The organism is Roseinatronobacter bogoriensis DSM 18756, from assembly GCF_004366635.1.
Classification (GTDB): Bacteria; Pseudomonadota; Alphaproteobacteria; order Rhodobacterales; family Rhodobacteraceae; genus Roseinatronobacter; species Roseinatronobacter bogoriensis.
The window spans coordinates 161,279-184,248 of the sequence record NZ_SORN01000005.1 but is presented as its reverse complement, the minus strand read 5'-3'; the positions used below and the strand labels follow the sequence as shown (position 1 = coordinate 184,248).

General features: G+C 57.8%; 23 protein-coding genes. 10 read left to right on the top strand and 13 right to left on the bottom strand.

From position 1 onward, the window contains the following. Window positions 1–5: 5 nt before the first annotated feature. Window positions 6–896, bottom strand: a complete 891-nt coding sequence (locus tag EV660_RS12570; protein ID WP_232727401.1) for an alpha/beta fold hydrolase — start codon at window positions 894–896, stop codon at window positions 6–8. Window positions 897–1,207: 311 nt separating this feature from the next. Between EV660_RS12570 and EV660_RS12565 the strand changes: the two genes are divergently transcribed. Further along, window positions 1,208–2,485 carry an MFS transporter gene (locus tag EV660_RS12565; RefSeq protein WP_071480333.1) on the top strand — a complete coding sequence of 426 codons (1,278 nt, stop codon included), beginning with the start codon at window positions 1,208–1,210 and terminating at the stop codon, window positions 2,483–2,485. 33 nt (window positions 2,486–2,518) lie between these two features. Here the strand turns inward: EV660_RS12565 and EV660_RS12560 are convergent, their stop codons facing one another. Then, on the bottom strand, window positions 2,519–3,424 hold the full coding sequence (locus EV660_RS12560) for a helix-turn-helix transcriptional regulator (RefSeq protein ID WP_100319128.1): 906 nt from the start codon (window positions 3,422–3,424) through the stop codon (window positions 2,519–2,521). A 92-nt stretch (window positions 3,425–3,516) separates the two neighbouring features. Here EV660_RS12560 and cysD point away from each other — a divergent pair, with 92 nt between their 5' ends. The 4 genes from cysD (at window position 3,517) to EV660_RS12540 (ending at window position 9,941) form a co-directional block, all read left to right on the top strand. After that, entirely contained in the window at window positions 3,517–4,419 is a 903-nt protein-coding gene (cysD, locus tag EV660_RS12555) for a sulfate adenylyltransferase subunit CysD (protein ID WP_071480331.1), read from the top strand. After that, entirely contained in the window at window positions 4,419–6,317 is a 1,899-nt protein-coding gene (gene cysN / locus EV660_RS12550; RefSeq protein WP_071480330.1) for a sulfate adenylyltransferase subunit CysN, read from the top strand. Before cysD ends, cysN begins: the two co-directional genes overlap by 1 nt. Before the next feature lie 189 nt (window positions 6,318–6,506). Next, window positions 6,507–7,259 (top strand): SDR family NAD(P)-dependent oxidoreductase, encoded by a 753-nt coding sequence (locus EV660_RS12545; protein WP_071480329.1) that lies wholly within the window; start codon window positions 6,507–6,509, stop codon window positions 7,257–7,259. Between the two features lie 18 nt (window positions 7,260–7,277). Continuing rightward, on the top strand, window positions 7,278–9,941 hold the full coding sequence (locus tag EV660_RS12540; protein WP_071480328.1) for a cation-translocating P-type ATPase: 2,664 nt from the start codon (window positions 7,278–7,280) through the stop codon (window positions 9,939–9,941). Window positions 9,942–9,945: 4 nt separating this feature from the next. On the opposite strand, the gene EV660_RS12535 is transcribed toward EV660_RS12540, so the two are convergent. After that, window positions 9,946–10,674, bottom strand: coding sequence for a LytTR family DNA-binding domain-containing protein (locus EV660_RS12535; RefSeq protein ID WP_071480327.1), 729 nt, complete (start codon window positions 10,672–10,674; stop codon window positions 9,946–9,948). Between the two features lie 104 nt (window positions 10,675–10,778). On the opposite strand from EV660_RS12535, the gene EV660_RS12530 reads away from it, so the two are divergent. Then, on the top strand, window positions 10,779–11,177 hold the full coding sequence (locus EV660_RS12530; protein WP_071480326.1) for a DUF2306 domain-containing protein: 399 nt from the start codon (window positions 10,779–10,781) through the stop codon (window positions 11,175–11,177). Here the strand turns inward: EV660_RS12530 and folD are convergent. The 4 genes from folD to EV660_RS12510 all read right to left on the bottom strand — a co-directional run bounded on the left by folD (window position 11,174) and on the right by EV660_RS12510 (window position 16,389). Then, entirely contained in the window at window positions 11,174–12,064 is an 891-nt protein-coding gene (folD, locus tag EV660_RS12525; protein ID WP_071480325.1) for a bifunctional methylenetetrahydrofolate dehydrogenase/methenyltetrahydrofolate cyclohydrolase FolD, read from the bottom strand. The genes EV660_RS12530 and folD overlap by 4 nt on opposite strands. Window positions 12,065–12,237: 173 nt before the next feature. Then, the gene (locus tag EV660_RS12520) at window positions 12,238–13,914 is read right to left on the bottom strand and encodes a formate--tetrahydrofolate ligase (protein WP_071480324.1); all 1,677 of its coding nucleotides are present in this window, start codon (window positions 13,912–13,914) and stop codon (window positions 12,238–12,240) included. Between the two features lie 209 nt (window positions 13,915–14,123). Next, a complete protein-coding gene (locus EV660_RS12515) occupies window positions 14,124–15,146 on the bottom strand; it encodes an aspartate-semialdehyde dehydrogenase (RefSeq protein WP_071480322.1) in 1,023 nt (340 codons plus the stop codon). A gap of 64 nt (window positions 15,147–15,210) precedes the next feature. Next, complete coding sequence (locus tag EV660_RS12510; protein ID WP_071480321.1) at window positions 15,211–16,389, bottom strand: MFS transporter; 1,179 nt, start codon at window positions 16,387–16,389, stop codon at window positions 15,211–15,213. Between the two features lie 141 nt (window positions 16,390–16,530). Between EV660_RS12510 and EV660_RS12505 the strand changes: the two genes are divergently transcribed. From EV660_RS12505 to EV660_RS12495, 3 genes are all read left to right on the top strand, one after another. Further along, the gene (locus EV660_RS12505) at window positions 16,531–17,418 is read left to right on the top strand and encodes a methylated-DNA--[protein]-cysteine S-methyltransferase (RefSeq protein ID WP_100319127.1); all 888 of its coding nucleotides are present in this window, start codon (window positions 16,531–16,533) and stop codon (window positions 17,416–17,418) included. Window positions 17,419–17,489: 71 nt separating this feature from the next. After that, the gene (locus EV660_RS12500; RefSeq protein ID WP_071480320.1) at window positions 17,490–18,137 is read left to right on the top strand and encodes a YiaD family glycine zipper/OmpA-like lipoprotein; all 648 of its coding nucleotides are present in this window, start codon (window positions 17,490–17,492) and stop codon (window positions 18,135–18,137) included. A gap of 142 nt (window positions 18,138–18,279) precedes the next feature. After that, a complete protein-coding gene (locus tag EV660_RS12495) occupies window positions 18,280–19,047 on the top strand; it encodes a FadR/GntR family transcriptional regulator (protein WP_071480319.1) in 768 nt (255 codons plus the stop codon). Window positions 19,048–19,101: 54 nt separating this feature from the next. On the opposite strand, the gene EV660_RS12490 is transcribed toward EV660_RS12495, so the two are convergent. The 5 genes from EV660_RS12490 to EV660_RS12470 all read right to left on the bottom strand — a co-directional run bounded on the left by EV660_RS12490 (window position 19,102) and on the right by EV660_RS12470 (window position 21,637). After that, window positions 19,102–19,665, bottom strand: coding sequence for a F0F1 ATP synthase subunit B family protein (locus tag EV660_RS12490; protein WP_071480318.1), 564 nt, complete (start codon window positions 19,663–19,665; stop codon window positions 19,102–19,104). After that, window positions 19,662–20,180 (bottom strand): F0F1 ATP synthase subunit B', encoded by a 519-nt coding sequence (locus EV660_RS12485; protein ID WP_071480317.1) that lies wholly within the window; start codon window positions 20,178–20,180, stop codon window positions 19,662–19,664. The genes EV660_RS12490 and EV660_RS12485 overlap by 4 nt, the downstream gene beginning before the upstream one ends. A gap of 76 nt (window positions 20,181–20,256) precedes the next feature. Continuing rightward, window positions 20,257–20,493 (bottom strand): F0F1 ATP synthase subunit C, encoded by a 237-nt coding sequence (locus EV660_RS12480; protein WP_071470100.1) that lies wholly within the window; start codon window positions 20,491–20,493, stop codon window positions 20,257–20,259. Window positions 20,494–20,550: 57 nt separating this feature from the next. After that, window positions 20,551–21,258: a F0F1 ATP synthase subunit A gene (locus tag EV660_RS12475; RefSeq protein ID WP_084635088.1), complete on the bottom strand. Its 708-nt coding sequence runs from the start codon at window positions 21,256–21,258 to the stop codon at window positions 20,551–20,553. Window positions 21,259–21,283: 25 nt separating this feature from the next. Then, complete coding sequence (locus EV660_RS12470; RefSeq protein ID WP_071480316.1) at window positions 21,284–21,637, bottom strand: AtpZ/AtpI family protein; 354 nt, start codon at window positions 21,635–21,637, stop codon at window positions 21,284–21,286. A gap of 218 nt (window positions 21,638–21,855) precedes the next feature. Between EV660_RS12470 and EV660_RS12465 the strand changes: the two genes are divergently transcribed. Beyond that, a complete protein-coding gene (locus EV660_RS12465) occupies window positions 21,856–22,215 on the top strand; it encodes an ArsR/SmtB family transcription factor (protein WP_071480315.1) in 360 nt (119 codons plus the stop codon). Here EV660_RS12465 and EV660_RS12460 read toward each other — a convergent pair. Further along, window positions 22,203–22,925: a proteasome-type protease gene (locus EV660_RS12460; protein ID WP_071480314.1), complete on the bottom strand. Its 723-nt coding sequence runs from the start codon at window positions 22,923–22,925 to the stop codon at window positions 22,203–22,205. The two genes, EV660_RS12465 and EV660_RS12460, sit on opposite strands and share 13 nt — an antisense overlap. Between the last annotated feature and the right edge of the window lie 45 nt (window positions 22,926–22,970).

Genomic DNA, 22,970 nt, shown 5'->3' with positions numbered 1-22,970 from the left:
CAGCATCAGTGGATTGGCCCGACGCGATTAAGAAACCGCGCCAATGCCTGCGCGGTCGCCTCTGCGGCGGTATCGGGAAAGAAATGCCCGCCCGGCACCGTCTGCGCCTCCATCTGTGCCAGCCTGTCGGCCCATGTGGCTGGCACATCAAAAGCGCGCGCCATCGCCCCGTCTGCCCCGTAAAGCACAAGCGCCGGGCATGTCACCTTGCGCCCCAGATCGGCGGCATCCAGCGCCAGATCATGGCTAAGGGCTGCGCGGTAATCCTGACACATACCAAAGATCGTAGCGGGATCACGCCATGCGCTGCGATAGGCCGCCAGATGATCTGGCGCGAAATCTGACAATTTGGCACCGCCCCAACCCAACAGGCAGCTTTCGAAAAAGTAATCCGGGTCCGGCGTGATCAAGCGCTCAGGAAACGGGTAGGGTTGCGCCAGAAAAAACCAGTGAAAATAGCTGCGTGCCACATCATGGGTCAAATCTGTCAACAACAGATGTGTAGGCACAATATCCATCACAGTGATGCTGGCCACCCGCGCGGGCGCATCCAGCGCCATTCTATGTGCGACCCGCCCGCCCCGATCATGGCCAACCAGATGAAACCGATCAAAGCCCAGCGCCGACATCAACGCAAACTGGTCACGCCCCATTTCCCGAAAGCAGTAAGCCGCGCAATCATTGGGGTTGTCGCCCCCCGGCTTGCCAGATGCGCCATAGCCACGCAAATCGGCGACTATGACCGTATGATCCTTTGCCAATACCTGCGCAATCTGGCCCCACATCGCACGCGTCTGAGGAAAACCATGAAGCAATAAAACCGGCGGCCCCTGACCCAGCACCGAATAGGCGATGTCCACGGCCTCGAGTGACAGTATTTCCGTTTTAAACGCCATCCCCATCATAGCCCCCGCCTTGGCAGTCTCAAACATGCGCGAAAGGTCACGCACGCGTCAACACGCCTGCGTGATTGTGCATCTTTTTCAATACTTTTACCGACGTTTGTTTGTCGGTCGCCCTGCGGCGTTCAAGCGCGCAGCGCCCTTGTGCCGAACCGTTTCAGCCCTTGTCTGTCTTACTGAACATATGATTTTTGCGAAGGCTGTCGTTACTGTGCTGCGTTGCGGCGTAAAGGCGTGGGATAGTGCGCCTGACATATGTGATTGCAAGGGAACGGAGGAGAGTACCAAGCAGAAAGGTCCATCTGATGTTGAAGGTATTTTCCGGGGTCTGGCCCCTGATGCTTGGCATCCTTCTGATCATGCTGGGCAATGGGATGCATTTCACGCTCATTGGTCTGCGCGGTGGGATCGAGGGGTTTTCTGCTGCAGAACTGGCGATTGTCACCTCTGCCTATTTCCTTGGCTTCCTGTCGGGTGCGCGGATCACGCCTGTCATGATCCGCAGCGTTGGCCATGTGCGGGTCTTCGCCGCGCTTGGCAGCTTCATGTCGGCCGGGCTGATTGCTTTTCCCATTCTGACCGAACCCTGGGCCTGGACGATCCTGCGCATTCTGATCGGGTTTTGCATGTCGGGCATTTATGTGGCTGCCGAAAGCTGGCTGAACAATGCGGCCACGAATGAGACGCGTGGTAAGGTTCTATCCGCCTATATGATCGCGCAGACATTGGGCATAATCGGCGCGCAGGGGCTTCTGACACTTGGTGATGCGGCCACTTCGGTGCTGTTCATCTGTGCCTCGATTCTGGTCTCGATTTCATTCGCGCCCATACTTTTGTCTGCAACTCCTGTGCCTGCTGCCGAAGTTGCGCGTGCAATGCCGCTGCGCAAGCTGTTCACGGAATCGCCACTGGGAACGGTGGGAATATTCCTGCTTGGCAGTGTCTATGCCACGCAATCCGGCATGGGGGCCGTCTTTGGCAGCCAGATCGGAATGACAGCCTCGCAGATTGCACTTTTTGTGGCGATGTTGTTCGCGGGCGCCTTGCTGTTGCAATACCCGATTGGATGGCTCTCTGATCGTATGGACCGCCGCAAACTAATTTTTGGCGCGTCTGTCGTGGGCATGGCGTTTTGTGCTTTGGGCTGGTTGACGGGCGGGGGCGTATATTTTCTGATGATCTCTGCATTCTTTGCGGGTGGCGTCACAACGCCTCTCTACGCGTTGTTTCTTGCCTATACCAACGACTCGCTGGCGAGCGAGGACATGCCAGCGGCGTCCGGCGGGCTTGTTTTCACCTTTGGGCTTGGCGCGATCCTGGGGCCACTGGTGACCGGCTGGGCGATGCAGGGGTTTGGCCCCTTCGCGTTCTGGCTGGTGCTCAGCGCGACATTTGCGGCCATTGCAGTATATGCACTCTACCGCATGACACAGCGCGCCAGCATTCCCGCGACCGAGACAGAGAGTTACCTTGGGGTTCTGCCGACATCGTCACCAGTCGCGGTTGAGGCTGCGGCTGTCTGGTCGGCAGAATATGCAGAGTCCGAGCGCGAAGATCATGCCGATAGCACCATTCGGACTTGATCTGACATTGCGCGCCCCGATGCGGGCGCGCCCTCACCCCAGCACCAATGCGCTTGTCCAGATACGGCGCATCAGATCGGTCTGACCGCCTAGCCCGGTCTTTGCGAATATCTGTTTGGAGTAGTAGCGCGCCGTCTCCAATGTCAGGCCAAGGCTTTGCGCGGCATCTTTCAGGCTTTCCCCTTGGGCCAAGGCGCGTACAAGGCGCGCTTCAGACAGGGTCAAGCTTAAAGCTTCGGCCAGGTATTCGGGCGCAGGCAAGGGCTGCCCGCCTGAGCGCAAAATCCCGCTGACAGTTCCGTCCGGCCCGCGTTGGCACAACAGGTCAAGGCCCGGCCCCAGCCTCAGAAGCGCCACACGCGACAGGTCGCGCGGCATGGTTGGCGCTGTTGCAAGCTGGGCCAACAAATCGGCAGCGACGGGATCACAGGGTTGCGGCTGTCCCCGCGCATCAAAGGTGACACGCCCAACACCCAGCCTACGCGCCACCCCTTCCGCCTGCCCTACACGTTGGGACAAAGATGCAATCTGCGCCGCTGTCTTGATGGCGTGTTCCAGATGCGGGGCAAGTGCATCAAGTGTGGCACTGTCGATTGCCCGAAACTCGCTGCGGCGGCGCTTGACCAGCAACCAAGCCGCGCCTTGCGGATTGCGCAGTCCGATTGCACGCCGATCACTTGTGTCATCATCAAGGGTTGGGGCGCGATCCGTCAGTTCCTCACCAGTATAAACGCGACCAAGGCGCAGTCCCGAAAGATGATCCAGCATTCCATGTGATATCGGCCCATTCTGATCCCATGCCTGCGATGGCGTCAGGAATTGCGCCTGATCTGCCTGCAAACGCTCTGCCAGCGCGCGCAGCATTGGCGGCCAGTTTCCTCCATCGGCACCGGCCTGCGCGATCGAGATCAGAAGTGCCGTTTCCTGCGCTGTAATCATGAAAACCCCGCCACCTCCCATATGGGAGGTGCGGCAAGATTAGCCGAGGGTTAAGCCCCTGCCAATAAAATTCCACACGAAACAGGCCCAAAATGTCCATTCATACGCTAACGCATTTGCAACGCCTAGAAGCAGAGGCGATCCACATCATGCGCGAGGTCGTCACACAGGCCGAAAACCCTGTGATGCTTTACTCTGTCGGCAAAGACAGCGCGGTCATGCTGCATCTGGCAAAGAAAGCATTCTACCCATCGCCCCCGCCATTTCCGCTTCTGCATGTGGATACGACATGGAAATTCCGCGATATGTACGCGCTGCGCGACCGCGCTGCGCGCAAGGCAGGCATGCAGCTTCTGGTCCATCAGAACCCCGATGCGGTGCGCCAGGGCATTAACCCGTTCGATCATGGCGGGCTGCACACGGATATGTGGAAGACCGAAGGGCTGAAGCAGGCACTTGATCTGCATGGCTTTGACGCAGCTTTTGGCGGCGCGCGGCGCGACGAGGAAAAAAGCCGCGCCAAGGAACGGATCTTCAGCTTTCGGACGTCCAGCCATCGCTGGGACCCCAAGAACCAGCGGCCAGAACTGTGGCGCACATATAACGCACGCAAAAACAAGGGCGAGTCGATGCGCGTGTTTCCCCTGTCAAACTGGACCGAGCTGGACATCTGGCAGTACATTCACCTAGAAAATATCGAGATTGTGCCGCTTTACTACGCGGCGGAACGCCCGACAGTCATTCGGGACGGGTTGATGCTGATGGTCGATGATGACCGCTTTCCACTGGCGGGGGAAACGCCGGTCATGCGCTCGATCCGCTTCCGCACACTGGGCTGCTACCCGTTGACCGGGGCGGTCGAAAGCCGCGCCACCACCCTGCCAGAGATTATTCAGGAAATGCTGCTGACCACCACATCGGAACGGCAAGGCCGCGCCATTGACCATGATCAGGCTGCCTCGATGGAGAAGAAGAAGCAGGAAGGATATTTCTGATGAACGAGATTTACAAAACAGACGCACTTATTGCCGAAAATATCGACGCTTATCTGGAAACCCATCAGCACAAGACAATGCTGCGCTTCATCACCTGCGGCTCGGTCGATGACGGCAAGTCCACGCTGATCGGACGGTTGCTTTATGACAGCAAGATGATCTTTGAAGACCAACTTGCCACGCTTGAGGCAGATTCGCGGCGCGTTGGCACCCAGGGGGAGGCGATTGACTTCGCGCTGCTGGTGGATGGATTGGCCGCCGAACGTGAACAGGGCATCACCATCGACGTGGCTTACCGTTTTTTTGCGACTGAAAAGCGCAAATTCATTGTCGCAGATACACCGGGGCATGAGCAATATACCCGCAACATGGTCACTGGCGCGTCAACGGCGGATCTGGCGGTGATCTTGATTGATGCGCGCAAAGGTGTGCTGACACAGACACGGCGTCACAGCTATCTGGCGCACCTGCTGGGCATTCGACACATCGTGCTGGCTGTGAACAAGATGGATCTGGTCGGCTATGATCATGCAGTATTCGACGCGATTGTTGCGGAGTACCGCGCCTTTTCCGAAAGCATCGGCATTGCTGAATTTACGCCTGTCCCGATTTCGGGCCTTGCGGGTGACAATATCACCACACGCAGCGACAAGACGCCCTGGTATGATGGCCCCGTTCTGCTGGAGCATCTGGAAACCGTCGAACTGGACCAGAGCGCCAACCAGCACAAACCCTTTCGTATGCCCGTGCAATGGGTCAACCGCCCCAATCTGGATTTCCGCGGCTTCTCGGGCACTATTGCGGCTGGCCAAGTGCGCCCGGGCGATGAAATTCGCGTGCTGCCCTCTGGCAAGACTTCGCGCATCTCTCGAATTGTGGCCTATGACGGTGATCTGGACTTGGCCGTTGCCGGACAGGCCGTGACGCTGTGCTTTGAAGACGAGATCGATTGTTCGCGCGGGCAGGTGATTACAGCGGCGAAATCGCCTGTTGAAGTCGCCGACCAGTTCGAAGCCAGTGTAATCTGGATGGATGAAGAAGAAATGGTGCCGGGCCGCGCCTATTGGCTGAAAGTCGGGCCGCAAACCGTCAGCGCCACAGTGGCGCACCCGAAATATCAGGTCAATGTTAACACGATGGAGCATCTGGCCGCCAAGACACTGGACCTGAATGCCATTGGGGTGGCCAATATTACCACAGACCGCGACATCCCATTCACCGCCTATGAGGAAAGCCGCGATCTGGGTGGTTTTATCCTGATCGACAAGATGACCAATCGCACTGTTGGCGCAGGGCTGATTCATTTTGCGCTGCGGCGGGCGCAGAATATCCACTGGCAGGCGACCGATATTGACCGCACGCATCATGCCAATCTGAAAAACCAGAAACCGATGGTCTTGTGGATGACAGGGCTTTCGGGGTCCGGCAAATCAACAATCGCCAATATTGTCGAGATGAAGCTGGCACGTATGAACCGGCATACATTTCTGCTCGATGGCGACAATGTGCGCCACGGTTTGAACAAGGATCTGGGCTTTACCGATGCTGACCGCGTCGAGAATATCCGCCGCGTGGGCGAGGTTGCCAGACTGATGACCGATGCCGGGCTGATTGTGATCACCGCCTTCATCTCGCCCTTCCGGTCTGAGCGTGAGATGGTGCGCGGCATGATGCAACCGGGCGAGTTTATGGAAGTCTTCATCGACACGCCACTGGAAGAAGCCGAGCGGCGCGATGTCAAAGGGCTGTATGCGAAAGCGCGTGCCGGTCAGCTGAAGAACTTCACCGGCATCGATTCCCCGTACGAGCCACCGGAGGCTCCTCAGATCCGCATCGACACAACCCGGATGACAGCGGAACAAGCCGCAGATCTGATTATTGAAAAACTGATCCCTTAACTGGCACAGGTGCCCGCCGATCTGGCGGGCACCAGCACTTTCCGGCAGGAACCTGCTCCTGCTGTTTCCTGTTTGCGCCAGCGCAAGGACAGGGCCAAACAGACCTGACATACTGCCCCAGTCACGGCTTGCTTTCGCAGGCCACACAAACCGGCACAGCGCCGGACCAGATTATGAAGGGGATGTCAGATGTTTGACTTCAAAGGAAAAACAGCCATTGTGACCGGTGCAGCATCGGGTATTGGCGAAGCCATCGCGCTTGAACTCGCCGCGAGTGGCGCATTCGTGATCGTTTCGGATTTGACAGAAGAAAGTTGCGCCAATCCCGTCGCAACCATTCTCGATCGTGGCGGAAAAGCGGCTGCTTTCGCGGCCGATGTTGCCGACCCGGAGGCGATGAAAGCACTCGTCGATTTTGCCGAGGCGCAAACCGGCGCGCTGCATCTTGCCGTAAACAATGCCGGGATCGGGGGCGGGCAGGCGCCCACAGGGGAATACCCGATTGATGCATGGCAGCAGGTGATCAATATCAACCTGAACGGCGTGTTCTACGGGATGCGCTATCAGTTACCAGCGCTGGAGCGCGCAGGCGGTGGCGCAATTGTAAATATGGCCTCTATCCTTGGGTCTGTGGGCTTTGCCAATTCATCCGCCTATGTCGCCTCAAAGCACGCGCTGCTGGGGCTGACAAAGACAGCGGCGATGGAATATGCGCAAAAGGGCATCCGCATCAATTCTGTCGGCCCCGCCTTTATCCAGACGCCACTGCTGACTTATAACCTGAGTCAGGACATGCTGGATGGTCTGGCAAGCCTGCATCCGATGGGGCGCATCGGTATCTCGGAAGAAGTGTCGGCACTGACCTGTTTTTTACTGTCGGATCGTGCAAGTTTCATCACTGGCAGCTATCATTTGGTAGATGGCGGTTATACGGCACAATAAGAACGGGACACAGAATTCATGGCGGCACCTTCTACCCCTTGGGCCAGTCCGGTCGATGAGGTTATGCAATCACTCGATGCCAGCCCCAAAGGGCTTGACCCCGATCAGATTGCTGCACGCCGCGCTGAATTCGGGGCAAACTCCTTGCCCCAGGCCCCGCGCCCCGGCCCCGTGGCGCGGTTGGCCCGCCAGTTCAACAACCTGCTGATCCTTGTGCTGATCGGCGCTGCGCTTATCACGGCGCTGCTGGGTCACTGGATCGACACAGGGGTGATCATGGCCGTGGTCATCATCAATGCCGTGATCGGATTTGTGCAGGAAGGCCGCGCAGAGGCCGCGCTAGAGGCCCTGCGCGACATGCTGGCCCCCAAGGCCAATGTCATCCGCGACGGGCAGCGCATGTCCGTTGCGGGTGCTGATCTGGTGCCCGGCGACATTGTGCTCCTAGAGGCAGGCGACAAAGTGCCTGCCGATCTGCGCCTGATCGAGGTGTCAGGCATGAGCGTTGAAGAAGCGATCCTGACAGGCGAGTCTGTGCCCGTGCGCAAGGCGCTTGACCCGGTAGATGCTGATGCCTCCTTGGGCGACCGCGCCCCCATGGCCTTTAGCGGCACGATGGTTGCCGAAGGCACTGGACGCGGCGTTGTGACAACGACCGGCGGACAGACAGAGATCGGGCGCATCAGCAAAATGATGTCGGATGTGCAGACATTGAAAACCCCTTTGATCCGCCAGATGGAGATATTCGCAAAATATCTGACCGGCTTCATCATGGTGGTGTCCGCTTCCATCTTGGCCTTCACCCTCATTCTGCGCGAGATGCCCTTTGCCGAAGCGTTCATGATCGTGGTCGGTCTGTTCGTTGCCGCAATTCCCGAAGGGTTGCCAGCAGTGCTGACGGTCACATTGGCGATTGGTGTGCAATCCATGGCACGGCGCAATGCGATCATCCGTCGCCTGCCCATTATCGAGACGCTTGGCGCTGTCTCGACCATCTGTTCGGACAAGACCGGCACCTTGACCCGTAATGAAATGATGGTCGCAAGTGTTGTGACCGCGCAAGAGCGGCTCGAAATTCCGGGAGAGGGTTATCGTCCGGAAGGTGAGATCAAGGGCGGCGACCCTGAAATTCTGTCCGCGATGGCGCAGGTTGCGGCGCTTTGCAATACTGCCGCACTTGTGCAAGACGACAAGGGCTGGCGTGTCGAGGGTGACCCGATGGAAGGGGCGCTTCTGGCCTTTGCGGGCAAATTGGGGGCGGAGTTCGACAACCGCCCAAGCCCCGCCGAAAGCATCCCCTTCGATGCCCGGTACCGCTACATGGCTGTTCTGCAAGACGGGCTTGCCCTGCTGAAAGGCGCGCCAGAACGCATTCTGGCGCATTGTGCCACCCAGATGGGCCAGAATGGCCCAGAGCCACTGGACAAGTCTTACTGGGACGAGGCTAGCCAGCAGATCGCGAATGATGGCCAGCGCGTTCTGGCATTTGCCCGAATGCCACTTGAAGGCCAGCCGCTGAGCCATGAAACTATCGCAGAGGGGTTGACCCTGCTGGGGCTTGTCGGCCTGATCGACCCGCCCCGGAGCGAGGCCATCGCCGCAGTCGCCGAATGTCATAGCGCTGGCATTTCGGTCAAGATGATCACGGGCGACCACGCTGGCACTGCCGCCGCGATTGGCCGTCAGATCGGCCTGAACCAGACCGACCAGCCCCTGACCGGCGCCGAGATTGACCGGATGGATGATGCCACGCTGGAAGCCGCGATCCGCCGCACAGATATTTTCGCCCGCACCAGCCCAGAACACAAACTGCGGCTGGTTCAGGCGCTACAGGCCCGCGGGCAGGTCGTCGCGATGACCGGGGACGGTGTGAACGACGCCCCTGCCCTGAAACGTGCCGATGCCGGGATTGCAATGGGCCAGAAAGGGTCCGAGGCAGCCCGCGAAGCTTCTGATTTCGTTCTGGCTGATGATAATTTTGCCTCTATTGCCGAGGCCGTCAAACAAGGCCGCACAGTCTATGCCAACCTCAAGAAAGTGATTACCTTTCTGCTCCCCGTCAATGGCGGCGAGTCGATCTCTCTGATCATTGCTGTGCTGTTCGGGCTGATGCTGCCGATCACACCGTTGCAGATACTCTGGGTCAATATGGTCAGTTCCGTTGCGCTGGCCATGTCACTGGCCTTTGAGCGCCCAGAGGCCGCAATCATGCGCCAGCCCCCGCGCCGCGCCAATGCACCAATCCTGTCGCGTTTTATCCTTTGGCGGGTTTTTCTGGTCTCGATCCTGTTTGCGATGGGCATTTTCGGACAGTTCGCCCTATCTCAAATGCAGGGTGCCGGACTGGATGAAGCCCGCACAATGGCGCTGAACACACTGGTGGCGATGGAAGTCTTTTACCTGTTTTCTGTTCGCTACCGCCACGGCTGGTCGATAAGCTGGCAGGGACTCAAGGGCACACCGGCCGTGTTGATCGCCGTTGTGCTTGTGATTGTGCTGCAAGCGGGATTTACCTATCTGCCCTTCATGCAAATGCTGTTTGACACGGTCGCGCTCGACCTTTGGCAATTGGCGCAATGCGTTGCTGCCGGGGTCATCCTGCTTGTGGTGCTGGAAATCGACAAACATGCTGCAAGCTTCTGGAAGCGTTTGGCAACGGACATGTCCGCAGCGCGCAGCTGATCGCTCAGGGCGCCAGCCCGGTCGCCTTGAGTGCTGCGACATAGCCCCGGCTGACAGGGACAGTTGAGCCGTCCTTCATGAACAGGCTCACCCGTCCCTGTTTGCGCCTGACCTCTCGAATGGCATCATGCGCGACCCAATGCGACCGGTGCACCCGTAGCCCAGTGCTGCCCAATTCCTGCTCGGCATCACTTATGCGCATCAGGATCAAGTCTGTGCCTTGGTCGGTGACAACTTTCAGGTAGTGATCCTGTGCCTCCAGCCGGATTAAATCGCCACGCATCTGGACTGGTAGGCGGGCCAGAAAATTTGTGTGCGCAGCGCGTTCCGGACGAGGCCGGAACCAGAGAAAAAGGGCATGAACGGCACCCGAAATCACCAGAATGATGAATACCAGCCAAAACCATTGCCCGACCCTGCCCCACCCGTCAAACAGATAGCTGTTCAGCACCCAGACCAGACTCGCCATAATGATTGCGTAGGTAAAAACCAGTCCCAAGTGCGTGGCCAGCCCTTGCCGAATGGCACGGCCCAGCCGCGAAAGCCCCCGGTCGAGCATTATCGCCACGGCGACAACGGTGCTCCAATATAGCGCGCGCGGCAAAAGCGGCAGCGCCTCCATTGTGCCAAAAGGTCCGGCGAGGGTTGCAACGATACTCAACCCCGCCCAGACCGCCAAAACTGCGCGCCATTCGCGATGCGTGGATTGCAAACCCCTGTCAAACGCAGTCATTCACGAAGCCCCTTGACCACTCACGTAGCCGATATTGCCGCGTGCATCTGCCATTGGCAAATCTCGGCGTACATTTTTCAAAAACCGTGAGAGGTAACTACCCAATGACACTCGCCCCCTTGGCACAAGCCAGTCTGGCCATTCAGGTCCATACAGCCGCCGCCTTGCTGGTGATCCTCGTGACAGTGCTGATCTTCATCCGCCCGCGCGGTACGCAAATACATCGGCGTCTGGGCTGGCTGTGGGTTGCGGCCATGCTGTGTGTGGCCGTCTCAAGCTTCTGGATAACACATGGCGGCCCGGTATTCGGGTATAGCTGGATTCACCTGCTCTCGCTCTATGTCATCGGCGGGATATTCTATGCGATATGGCAAATCCGACGCGGGGGCGTGGCGCCGCATCGGAATATGATGCTTGGCATGGTCTGGGGCGGGCTGGTCATTGCTGGTGGCTTTACCCTGATGCCCGGACGGATCATGCATGCTGTGCTGATTGGCAGTTAGGCCGTCAGCCCTTCTGGCTCTGGCAGTCCATGTGCGCGGCACGCAGCGGTCACCGTATTGGCCAGCAGGCAGGCAATGGTCATCGGCCCCACCCCACCTGGCACCGGGGTAATCGCGCCAGCGACCTGTGCAGCGCTATCGAAATGGACATCCCCCACCAGCCTTGTCTTGCCATCACGCTCGATCCGGTTGATGCCCACGTCAATGACCGTGGCACCGGGCCTGACCCAATCACCGGGAATCATTTCTGGCCGCCCGACAGCAGCCACCAGAATATCTGCGCCCTGGCAGATCGCTGGCAGGTCCTTGCTGCGCGAATGCGCAATGGTCACCGTGCAGCTATCGCCCAGCAGCAATTGCGCCATTGGCTTGCCCACAATGTTGGAACGCCCGACAACAACCGCATTCATGCCCGACAGGCTGCCATGATGGTCACGCAGCATCATCAGACAGCCAAGCGGCGTGCAGGGCACCATCGACTTCTGACCTGTCCCCAACATCCCCACATTCGAAATGTGAAAACCGTCAACATCCTTGGCGGGGTCAATTGCATTGATGACAAGGTCCGAATCCAGATGATCGGGCAAAGGCAATTGAACAAGAATCCCATGAACTTGCGGATCAGCATTCAACTTGGCAATCAAATCCAGAAGATCAGCCTCGGATGTATCCGCATTCAGCTTATGCTCGAACGAGGCCATGCCGACCTCGACCGTCTGCTTGCCTTTTGAACGGACATAAACCTGACTTGCCGGGTCTTCTCCCACCAGCACGACAGCCAGCCCCGGTGTCACTCCGTGCTGTTCTTTCAGCGCTGTGACATGTTCTGCAACTTTGGCACGCACCCGCGCAGCAAATTCTTTCCCGTCAATTATGCTCGCTGTCATCTCGTCACTTCCTATTTATCGCATCCCGTTGCAGCACTCGCAAGGGCGCATCTGTTCGTACTCTGCCTGCGTCCTAACCGGCCGATATGCAGCTTGCAATGCAGTGCCATTGCGGGACGGTGGGTGGGGCGATGCGCGCCAAGCGCGCGAGCGCCGTCCACCGTCCTGCCAGATCAGAACAGCCCTTCAATCAGGCCCTCGTCATTGAACCTGATCGACTGCGCGGCTGGCTTGCGCGGCAGGCCCGGCATGGTCATGATCTCACCGCAGATCACGACAATGAACCCTGCGCCAGCCGACAGACGGACCTCACGCACAGGAACCGAATGGTTGTCAGGCGCGCCGCGCAGATTGGGATCGGTCGAGAAGGAATATTGCGTTTTTGCCATGCAGATCGGCAATGATCCGTAGCCCGCCGCTTCCCATTCCTTCAACTGGTTGCGGATTTTCGCATCAGCCAGCACCTCGTCAGCGCGGTAGATGCGCCGTGCGATGGTTTCGATCTTCTCATACAAAGGCATATCATCGCCATAAAGCGGCGCGAATTGCGACCAGTCCCCATCTGCGAGTTCGGCCACACGCGTTGCCAGTTCGCTAATCCCCTTGGACCCTTCCGCCCAGTGACGGCACAAGATCGCCTCTGACCCAAGCGAGGCGACATAGTCCTTGACCGCCTGCACTTCGGCATCGGTATCGGAATGGAAATGATTGATTGCAACCACAACCGGCACGCCGAAAGATTTCACATTCTCGATATGGCGCCCCAGATTCGGGCAACCTTTCTGCACTGCACTGACATTTTCCGAACCAAGATCGGCTTTTACCACGCCACCATTCATCTTCATCGCGCGGACAGTTGCCACGATCACGGCGACAGCCGGTTTCAGGCCAGCTTTGCGGCACTTGATGTTGAAGAATTTTTCAGCGCCCAGATCGGCCCCAAAGCCAGCCTCGGTCACGACATAATCTGCCAGCCCCAGCGCCGTTTGCGTCGCCACGACCGAATTGCAGCCATGCGCGATATTGGCGAAGGGACCGCCATGCACGAAAGCAGGGTTGTTTTCCAGGGTCTGCACAAGATTTGGCTGCATCGCATCTTTCAGCAGAACGGTCATCGCGCCTTCGGCCCCGATATCGCGGCAATAGATCGGGGTCTTGTCGCGCTTATAGGCCACCACGATATCGCCAAGCCTGCGCTGCAAATCCTCCAGATCAGCCGCCAGACACAGGATCGCCATGACTTCCGAGGCAACCGTAATGTCAAACCCGGTCTGACGTGCAAACCCGTTCGACACACCGCCCAGACTGATGACCATATCGCGCAGGGCGCGGTCATTCATGTCCATCACACGGCGCCATGTGATGCGGCGCTCGTCAATCTCCAGTTCATTGCCCCAGTAGATGTGGTTGTCGATCATCGCCGACAACAGGTTATGCGCCGAAGTGATCGCATGAAAATCGCCAGTGAAATGAAGGTTCATATCCTCCATCGGCACAACCTGCGAATAACCCCCACCGGCAGCGCCACCTTTCATCCCGAAATTCGGCCCGAGTGAGGCTTCGCGGATACAAATCGCCGCGCGTTTGCCGATAGCGTTCAGCCCATCGCCCAGACCCACAGTTGTGGTGGTCTTGCCCTCACCCGCCGGGGTGGGGTTGATCGCGGTCACAAGGATCAGCTTGCCGCGTTTGCGTCCACGCGCATCGGCCACGAATTCCTGGCTAACCTTGGCCTTGTCATGGCCAAAAGGCAGCAGATGCTCGTTCGGAATGCCAAGTTTTGCACCGATCTCCTGGATCGGCTTTTTGTTTGCTTCGCGTGCGATTTCGATATCGGTCTTGAATGTCATGTCTCGTTCCCTGCGGCTTTGTGTCGCTCCAGCATCCGATATATCTGGACCGCCGGGCCGACACAGCCGCGATTGCGACATTTCGCGCGTCGGATGCGCCCCTGCCCTTTCCGATAGGAAACAGCCGTGCCGATCTGCGTCGTGGTGCCCTGAAACGCAAAGGGCGCGGGCTGTACAGCCCGCGCCCTTGTCATCCTTGCGAAAGGCAATCAGCCTTTCTTCAGGCACCGATTGCCCAGAACCTCGGCAATCTGGACTGCGTTCAAGGCAGCGCCCTTGCGCAGGTTATCCGACACACACCAAAGGTTCAGACCATTCTCAATTGTCGAATCCTGACGAATGCGGCTGATATAGGTCGCATATTCGCCTACACATTCGACCGGGGTGATGTATCCACCCGGTTCACGCTTGTCGATCACCAGAATGCCGGGGGACTCGCGCAGAATATCGCGCGCCTCTTCCTCATCCAGAAAATCTTCGAACTCGATATTGATGGATTCCGAATGCCCCACAAAGACCGGCACGCGCACGCAAGTCGCGGTCAATTTGATGGACGGATCCATGATTTTCTTGGTTTCTGCGACCATCTTCCATTCTTCCTTGGTCGAACCGTCTTCCATGAACACGTCGATATGGGGAATGACATTGAAGGCGATCTGCTTGGGATAGACCGAAGGGGCCACTTCCTGACCCGGCACATACAGCCCCTTGGTCTGGTTCCACAGCTCGTCAATCGCTTCCTTGCCCGAACCTGAAACGGATTGATAGGTGCTCACCACAACCCGCTTGATGCGCGCACGGTCATGCAGGGGCTTGAGCGCGACAACCATCTGCGCGGTCGAGCAGTTGGGGTTCGCGATGATGTTTTTCTTGGTATAGCCGTCCACGGCCTCGGCATTCACCTCTGGCACGACAAGCGGCACATCGGGATCGTAGCGATAGAGCGACGAATTGTCGATCACCACACAGCCCGCCTTTGCCGCAATCGGAGCGTATTGCTTGGTTGCATCTGATCCGATGGCAAACAGGGCAATGTCCCATCCGGTGAAATCGAACTGGTCAAGATCCTTGCATTTCAGCGTTGTGTCGCCAAAGCTGACCTCGGTTCCCATCGAGCGGCGCGAGGCAAGCGCCACGATCTCATCGACCGGGAATTCCCGTTCAGCCAGGATATTCAGCATTTCGCGGCCCACATTGCCCGTGGCACCGACGACGGCGATCTTGTAGCCCATATTGGCTTCTCCTTTGCAAACGTCGCCGGGGCATACCTTAATTGCGGCGAAAGGTGAAGAGGCGCTAATCGGTCCGATCTGTCGAGAATAGGTAAACAATGCAGCCTATCAGCAACAAAAGCCCAAAAAACAGAAACAGTGCCTGATAGGGCATTTCTGGCGGGTCTTGTGGTGCCAGTGCATGAACCCGCCCGCTCATAACCTGCAATACCCCGACCCCTCCGATGGAAAACAGATTCAGCAATGTCACCCCTCGCCCGGTCAGATGCGGTGGGATGAAACTGCGGCCATGCGCCATCATCATCGGGAATGACGCCCCGAAGAAACCGACAGCCGCAAACAGAAGTGCCGCCTGCCAGACCCCTGCCAATGGAAACAGCCACAGCAGGCCAAGACACGCCGCGCCAGCCATATTGCCCCCAAGAATGACCCATTTGCGTGTCCCCAGCAGCCGGTCCAGAGGGCCATATGCAAAATTGCCCGCGATCATCGCAATCGCCATGAGCAAGGTAACCTGACCAATCCCGGTCGCAGAAGCCGCGTAGACATCCGTGTAATAGGGGCCAACCCAAAGCCCGCGCAAACCTGCGGCAGGGGCATAATTGACAATCAGAAGCGGGATCAGGAACCAGATCGCCGGTATTCGCAACAGGTCCAGTACATTGCCTGCTTTTCCCTTTGGGGCCTCTGCCTTTGGCGGGTCTTGAATAACCACCCACAACACCACCGACACCAGCGCCGTGACCCCCGCTATGGCCAGAATTGAGGCCCGCCAGCCAAAGGCTTCTGCCGCCCATGCCATCGGCAGCGCCCCCAGAATATTGCCCAGCGACCCAAACCCGATCACTGCGCCCGCAAGCGTTGCGAAAATGGCCGGTGGAAAGCTGCGGGCAAAAATATAGTAGGACGCCATCAGCACCGGCGCACAGCCGATACCCAGTAGCGCCATAGCAAGGTGAAGATGCAACGCATTTTGGGCAACTGCGAATACGACAGCCCCGGTTGTGCCCCCAAATCCCAGCATGATGGCCGTTGTCCGGCGCGGCCCGAACCGGTCCAAAGCCCAACCGACCGGCAGTTGCATCGCAGCGAAGACCAGAAACCACAGACCGGATGACAAGGCCAGATCATCGGCAGTCACCCCGACATCAGCTTGCAGCAACCCTGCCAGCACCGCCAGGAATGAGCGGTAGAACTGGCTGAGCAGATAGCCGACTACCAGAAAAAAAAGCCCAAGCTTCATGCTGAATGCCCATTATTTTAGCACTTTGAGAAGTGCTTATTTCACTTGTGTAGCGGTTGCAATGGCACGAATGCGCAGCTTTCGGGTCGCGCAAAGCGACAGGCTGGTTTAGTTTTGGCACGAGATTGGAAGGGCCCCGCCATGAAAGATGCGTCTATGCAAGCAGAAAGCTATCATTACCATGTTATCGCCCGCGCGATTGCCCTGATTGACGCGCCCGGAGGCGCGCAACGCAGTCTGGCAGATCTGGCGCAAGACATGGGGATGAGCGCGGCGCATTTTCAACGCCTCTTCAGTCAATGGGCCGGGGTGTCCCCCAAGCGCTATCAGCAATATCTGACACTGGGCCATGCGCGCAAACTTCTGTCTGAAAGAATGTCAACGCTACAAACGGCCCATGCATTGGGCCTCTCGGGGCAAGCGCGGCTGCATGACCTGTTCTTGCGCTGGGAAGCCATGACACCGGGAGAGTATGCGCAGCGAGGCGCAGGGCTGACCATCCGCTATGGCTGGTTTGATACGCCTTTTGGCAAGGCGCTGGGGATGGCCAGCGCACGCGGTTTGTGCGGTCTGGCCTTTGCCGATCAGGGGCAGGAAGATGCGACCTTGTCCGACATGATGAAGCGCTGGCCAAACGCCATATACACCGCAGATGCAAGCGCCGCCGCGCCGTATGTTACGGCGGCATTTGCACAAACAGGCCACGCAGACCTGCACCTGATCGGAACCCCTTTTCAGATCAAGGTGTGGGAAGCGCTGTTACAGGTGCCGTCTGGAGAGGTGACGACTTATGGCGAATTGGGCAAGGCAATAGGCGCGGACCGCGCCGCACGTGCAGTCGGAACGGCTGTGGGGCGCAATCCGATCGGCTTCTTGTTGCCCTGCCACAGGTGTTTGCGCGGCGGGACCGGCGCGCTTGGCGGGTATCATTGGGGGCTGCCGCGCAAACGCGCCATGCTGGCATGGGAAGCCGCGCGACAGGATGCGACCACGCCTGTTGCGGCATATGAGCAGATTTCTGAACGATAAAGGGAACGTGAGGTGACCTTCTGTGTTATATAAGCGTATATCGCAGCCTTGACCTTTTGGAGGATAGCTTGATGAAGGTTTCCGTCTCAACCTTGTCGCTTGGTGCGGCAGTGATTGCACTGGCAGCATGTGCACCAGACCCTGAAAACACACAGAATCGCACCTTGGGTGGCGCACTGACAGGCGCGGCTGTGGGGGGTGTGATCGGTGCAGCAACAGGTGACGGGAGTGGCCGCCGCGCGGCTGCGGGCGCGCTGATTGGCGGCGCGACCGGGGCTTTGATCGGCCAGCAACTGGACCGTCAGGCCGCAGATCTGCGTCGGCAGCTTGGCGATAATGTGAATATCCGCAATACCGGGCAGGAATTGATCCTGACCCTGCCACAAGACCTGCTGTTTGCAACTGACAGCGCAACATTGCGCCCGGATCTGCAAAACGACCTTCGCGCCATTTCGACCAATCTGGTGAATTACCCGCGCAGCGACATTATTATTGTGGGGCATACCGACAATACAGGCAGCGCCGCCTATAACCAAAGCCTGTCAGAACGGCGCGCCGGGTCAGTGGCGCAGGTTTTGCGCAGCCAAGGGGTCGCGTCAAACCGTATCCAGACGCAGGGACGTGGCCTAACTCAGCCTGTTGCCAGCAATGCAACCCCTGCCGGTCGCGCGCAAAACCGCCGTGTCGAGATCTTCATCAGGCCGCATCAACCCGCCTGATCGACATGACATGAGATCAAGGGCCAGTCTGCGGACTGGCCTTTTTTATTGCGCAAAGGCTCAACCGGTCATATCTTTTTACCAATAACTGCATAAATTCCGTGCAATTCCCCTGTGCGGACCAAAAGCAAGGCGAAATCGCATGCCCTTTCAACGCATCCAAGCTGAGAAACTTTCGAGTAGCGTCGTCAGGCAATTGGAGATGCTGATCTTACGCGGCATCTTGCGTCCCGGGGAACGCCTGCCATCGGAAAGGGAACTTGCCGAGAAGATGGGCGTCTCGCGCCCATCGCTGCGCGAGGCTTTATCTGAAATGCAATCGCGTGGGTTGGTGACCACCAAAGCAGGCGCAGGCATATATGTGGCAGAACTACTTGATTCTGCCTTCTCGGATTCATTGGTCAGCCTGTTCGCGGGGCATGATGCGGCGCTGTTTGATTATATCAGCTTTCGTCGTGACCTGGAGGGGATGTCGGCAGAGCGCGCTGCGCGGCTTGGTTCAGAGATGGATCTGAAAGTCATCGACACGATCTACCAGAAAATGGAAGAGGCGCATCTCAAACGCGATCCGACTGAAGAAGCGCGCCTTGATGCGGAATTTCACCTGTCTATTGTGGAAGCATCGCACAACATCATCATGCTGCATATGATGCGCGCAATGTTCAACCTGCTGCATCAGGGCGTGTTCTATAATCGCCAGATGATCTTTCGCCAGCGCGGCACACGGGACGAATTACTGGATCAGCATCGCGCGATAAACGCCGCACTTCAGCAGCGCGACCCAGCGGGCGCGCGTGGCGCGGCACAAGCCCATCTGGATTATGTGAAGAAGCTGATGAGCGATCTGAAACGCAGCGAAGAGAACGAGGAGATTGCGCGCCTTCGCTTTGAGCATGCGCGCGCGATGTAAAAAACCCGGCGCGAAGCCGGGTTTTCATGTCAATTAGGTCACTGACCGGATTGCTTAGTGCAGATGTTCCTGCGCGGATGCAATCGCCTTCTGGACCAGTGCGTCATTGCCATCGGCATCCATTTGCTTCGCCATCATGTCGCCCGCAGCGGCGATGGCAATTGCCACAGCCTTGTTACGCACGTCACGGATAGCCGCCGCTTCGGCAGATGCGATCTGTTCCTCTGCGCCCTTCAGACGACGCGCGATTGAGGCTTCGATCTCGTCCTTTGCCTGTTTGGCCGCCAATTGGGCGTCGGCCTTGGCCTTCTCAACGATCCGCGCGGCATCGTCCTTGACCTCGGCATGGCGCCGCTCAAAGGATGCATGCAGCGCAAGGGCTTCTTCGCGCAAACGGCGTGCTTCGTCCAGTTCGGACTGAATCCCCACTGCGCGGCTGTCCAACAGGCCAGACACCTTTTCCGGCACCTTGAAGTATACAAGGATGCCAATAAAGATGATGAACGCCATCAACACGATCAAATCGGTGTTGTAGAGCGAGAAGAAAGGCTTACCCGCTGGCGCGGCCCATGCGGGGCTTGCCGCGATCATGGCAAGTGCTGAAAGTCTCAACATCATGCATCCCCTTTCAGTCGGGCATTCACCGCGGCCGTAACGCTACGCTTATCTGCCTTGGCACCGAAAACATCCAGGATGTCCGTCGTGACATCCTTGGAGACATCAGACACCATTTCCATCGCGCTATCGCGAATCTCGCGGATGCGCCGCTCGGATTCTGCCGCCTTGGCTGCAATCTCGGCATCGGCCTTGGCAATCTGGACATCCAGCTCTGCCTGCATTTCGGCTTTTGCCGCATCGACAATGCGTCCGGCCTCTGCGCGCGCTTCGGCCAAAGCCTTGTTATAGGCTTCTTCCGCCTGCTGCGCCTTCAGCTTGTATTCTTCAGCCGCAGCAATATCGCTGGTGATCGTCCCGCGACGGTCAGCCAAAACAGCCGCAATACGCGGCAGAGCCACGCGCGACATAACATAATATAGCACCACCAAAGTCACGATCAGCCAGAAAATCTGGTTCGAGAAGGTGGAAACGTCTAGTTGGGGCATACCTGACCCCGATGCGGCAGTTTCTGCCATGTCGTCCCCCTAAGCCCTGAATTCACCGAAGGGGCCACATGGCCCCCCCGGGCATAAGGATATAGTCGGGAAGCGCTTAGACAGCGAACATCAGCAGCAGCGCGACGAGGAACGAGAAGATCCCCAGAGCTTCTGCGAATGCGATGCCGATGAAGAGCATGGCAGTCTGACCAGCAGCAGCCGACGGGTTGCGCAATGCACCCGACAGGAAGTTGCCAGCAATGTTGCCCACACCGATTGCTGCGCCGCCCATACCAATGGCGGTCAGACCAACACCGATGTACTTGCCCATTTCTGCGATATCGCCTTCCATGTCATTTCTCCTTGAGTTGGAATTGGCTTGAGTTTGGTATTCGACCCGATACGCCCGTCAGTGCGAGGGGTGCAGTGCGTCCTTCAGGTACACACAGGTCAGAATGGTAAAGACGTAGGCCTGGATCACGGCGACCAGCAGCTCCAAAGCGTAGAGCGCGGTCACAGCCAGCACTGGCACGAAGAAGGCAGCACCCAGCGCGCCGGCAAAGCCAGCAAACACTTTCGCCACCGCATGTCCCGCCATCATCGCACCCGCAAGACGAATGGAATGGCTGATGGGGCGCGCGAAATAAGAGATCAATTCGATCAGGGCCAGCACAGGCCGCAAGGCAAGCGGCGCAGAGCTGACCCAGAACAGGCCCAGAAACTTGGTACCGTTCAGGATGAACCCCAATGCTGTCACAGACAAGAACACTGTGAAGGCCAGCACCGCTGTCACTGCGATATGTGACGTGGTCGTAAAGGCGAAGGGGATCAGGCCCAGCAAGTTCGCAAACAGCACAAACATGAACAAGGTAAACACATGCGGGAAGAAGCGCACTGCGTCATGCCCTGCTACATCCTTGACCATGTTATAGATGAACCCATAGGTCATTTCCGCCGCAGATTGCGCCCGGCTTGGGACCAGCGCACGACCGCGTGCGCCATAGATCATCAGGGCCGAAGCAGCGACAACCGTCAGCGCCATCCAGAGGGTGACGTTGGTTGGTGTGTACCAACTCACATCACCGCCGAACAGCGCCTTGACTTCAAACTGGTCCATCGGCCTGATTTCAAGGCCACCATTTTCACCCGCCACTGGTCTTGTCCCCTTGCTTTGCACCTGTTTGTGCAGGTGCCGCCCTGTCTGTTCCGGTCTCAAATTCGCGGGCGGAACGCATCATCGTCTTCACCCCGGCCGCGAAGCCCAATAATGTCAGCAGCACGAGAAAGATCGGCAAGGTGCCAAACAGCACATCAAGCCCGTATCCCATCGCCGCACCGATGCCCAAACCCGACACCAGTTCGATCACCATTCTCCAGCCGATCTGGGCCATCGAGTGGTGATCCTGCGCTGCCTTCGGCGGCTCTAGCGTGGCTTTCACCTTTGCGATCCGGTCTTCGAGAGCCTTGAGCTGCTCCATCTCTTCACGCTTGGTCATGCCCGCCACCTCCGGCTGCAAGTTGCACGGAAACTAGGCAGGCAAAGGTCTAGAGTCAAGGCAGATTAATCCAACAAAAATAGACCACAAGATATTGTTTTTATTATACTTTATCTTCATCGTGGTTTTACCACATCCTGCCTGACGTCACATTTCGCCGCTGCAGCATATTCAACCAAACAGTTGACCTTTGCCAGCCATCAGCCCAGAACACGCATATGGACCGCGAACATGCCCCCACGCTTGACCAGATTTTCATGGCACTGGCCGACCCAACGCGCCGGGCCATTCTTGCTATGCTGCTGGAAGATGATATGGCCGTCACCGATGTCGCCGACCCTTTTGAGATGTCGCTTGCGGCGATTTCAAAACATCTGGGCATTCTGGCCGCAGCCGGGCTGATCAGTCAGGAAAAACGCGGGCGCGTGAAATGGTGCAAGCTGGAACCGGATGCCTTGCGCGAGGCCAGCATCTGGATGCAAGCTTTCGGGCAGTTTGAAGCCATCAATCTGGATGCGTTCGAGCGGTTTCTGGCACAAGAACTGCCAGAAGGCACCAGCGACGATCACTTGATCTGAGTGAAAGCGTCGCGCAACGCCTGTGACCAGGCTGCCGACATCGCGGCAAATTCCTCGTCATTTGCCTCGATCCGGCGTTGTTCGTTGATACGCAGGGAATCGGCTTCGATCACCACCATATCCAGCGGCATTCCCACGCTGAGATTGGACCGCAGAGTTGAATCCATCGACAAAAGCACTGCCTTTCGGGCTTCTTCCAAAGGCGTATCAGCGGTAATCACGCGGTCCAGAATGGGTTTGCCATATTTATGCTCGCCAATCTGTAAATAGGGGGTGTCTTCGGTCGCCTCGATGAAATTACCCTCCGGGTAGACAAGGAAAAGCCGCATACGACCGCCCTTGCGCTGGCCCGCCACGATCATGGAGGCGCTGGCGCTCTGGTTCATCCGGTCCATGCGCGTCTTGGTTTCCGCAGTGACACGCGACAACATTTCGCCGACCTGTGTGGCCACATCGAGCATGTTCTCTGCCTTCATGATCGAGGTTTCATGCGTGGCTTCGGGATTGTTAATCTCTTCGGTCAACCGCGCGAGGGTCGTCTGAGTGACCGACAGATTGCCCGCAGTCATCATGACAATGACCCTCTCGCCCGGCTCTTCGAAGGTGAACATCTTGCGATAGGTGGAAATATTGTCCAGCCCCGCATTCGTGCGGGTGTCAGACAGCAAGACAAGCCCCGCATTCAGCAAAAGCCCGACGCAATAGGTCATCGCTCTATTTCCCTGGCAAGATTGGATAAGCTGTCGTAGCGCTGT

Coding starts and splice junctions, on each gene's coding strand:
- EV660_RS12570 (WP_232727401.1), bottom strand. CDS start 896: ATGGCGTTTAAAACGGAAATACTGTCACTCGAGGCCGTGGACATCGCC.
- EV660_RS12565 (WP_071480333.1), top strand. CDS start 1,208: ATGTTGAAGGTATTTTCCGGGGTCTGGCCCCTGATGCTTGGCATCCTT.
- EV660_RS12560 (WP_100319128.1), bottom strand. CDS start 3,424: ATGATTACAGCGCAGGAAACGGCACTTCTGATCTCGATCGCGCAGGCC.
- cysD (WP_071480331.1), top strand. CDS start 3,517: ATGTCCATTCATACGCTAACGCATTTGCAACGCCTAGAAGCAGAGGCG.
- cysN (WP_071480330.1), top strand. CDS start 4,419: ATGAACGAGATTTACAAAACAGACGCACTTATTGCCGAAAATATCGAC.
- EV660_RS12545 (WP_071480329.1), top strand. CDS start 6,507: ATGTTTGACTTCAAAGGAAAAACAGCCATTGTGACCGGTGCAGCATCG.
- EV660_RS12540 (WP_071480328.1), top strand. CDS start 7,278: ATGGCGGCACCTTCTACCCCTTGGGCCAGTCCGGTCGATGAGGTTATG.
- EV660_RS12535 (WP_071480327.1), bottom strand. CDS start 10,674: ATGACTGCGTTTGACAGGGGTTTGCAATCCACGCATCGCGAATGGCGC.
- EV660_RS12530 (WP_071480326.1), top strand. CDS start 10,779: ATGACACTCGCCCCCTTGGCACAAGCCAGTCTGGCCATTCAGGTCCAT.
- folD (WP_071480325.1), bottom strand. CDS start 12,064: ATGACAGCGAGCATAATTGACGGGAAAGAATTTGCTGCGCGGGTGCGT.
- EV660_RS12520 (WP_071480324.1), bottom strand. CDS start 13,914: ATGACATTCAAGACCGATATCGAAATCGCACGCGAAGCAAACAAAAAG.
- EV660_RS12515 (WP_071480322.1), bottom strand. CDS start 15,146: ATGGGCTACAAGATCGCCGTCGTCGGTGCCACGGGCAATGTGGGCCGC.
- EV660_RS12510 (WP_071480321.1), bottom strand. CDS start 16,389: ATGAAGCTTGGGCTTTTTTTTCTGGTAGTCGGCTATCTGCTCAGCCAG.
- EV660_RS12505 (WP_100319127.1), top strand. CDS start 16,531: ATGAAAGATGCGTCTATGCAAGCAGAAAGCTATCATTACCATGTTATC.
- EV660_RS12500 (WP_071480320.1), top strand. CDS start 17,490: ATGAAGGTTTCCGTCTCAACCTTGTCGCTTGGTGCGGCAGTGATTGCA.
- EV660_RS12495 (WP_071480319.1), top strand. CDS start 18,280: ATGCCCTTTCAACGCATCCAAGCTGAGAAACTTTCGAGTAGCGTCGTC.
- EV660_RS12490 (WP_071480318.1), bottom strand. CDS start 19,665: ATGATGTTGAGACTTTCAGCACTTGCCATGATCGCGGCAAGCCCCGCA.
- EV660_RS12485 (WP_071480317.1), bottom strand. CDS start 20,180: ATGGCAGAAACTGCCGCATCGGGGTCAGGTATGCCCCAACTAGACGTT.
- EV660_RS12480 (WP_071470100.1), bottom strand. CDS start 20,493: ATGGAAGGCGATATCGCAGAAATGGGCAAGTACATCGGTGTTGGTCTG.
- EV660_RS12475 (WP_084635088.1), bottom strand. CDS start 21,258: ATGGACCAGTTTGAAGTCAAGGCGCTGTTCGGCGGTGATGTGAGTTGG.
- EV660_RS12470 (WP_071480316.1), bottom strand. CDS start 21,637: ATGACCAAGCGTGAAGAGATGGAGCAGCTCAAGGCTCTCGAAGACCGG.
- EV660_RS12465 (WP_071480315.1), top strand. CDS start 21,856: ATGGACCGCGAACATGCCCCCACGCTTGACCAGATTTTCATGGCACTG.
- EV660_RS12460 (WP_071480314.1), bottom strand. CDS start 22,925: ATGACCTATTGCGTCGGGCTTTTGCTGAATGCGGGGCTTGTCTTGCTG.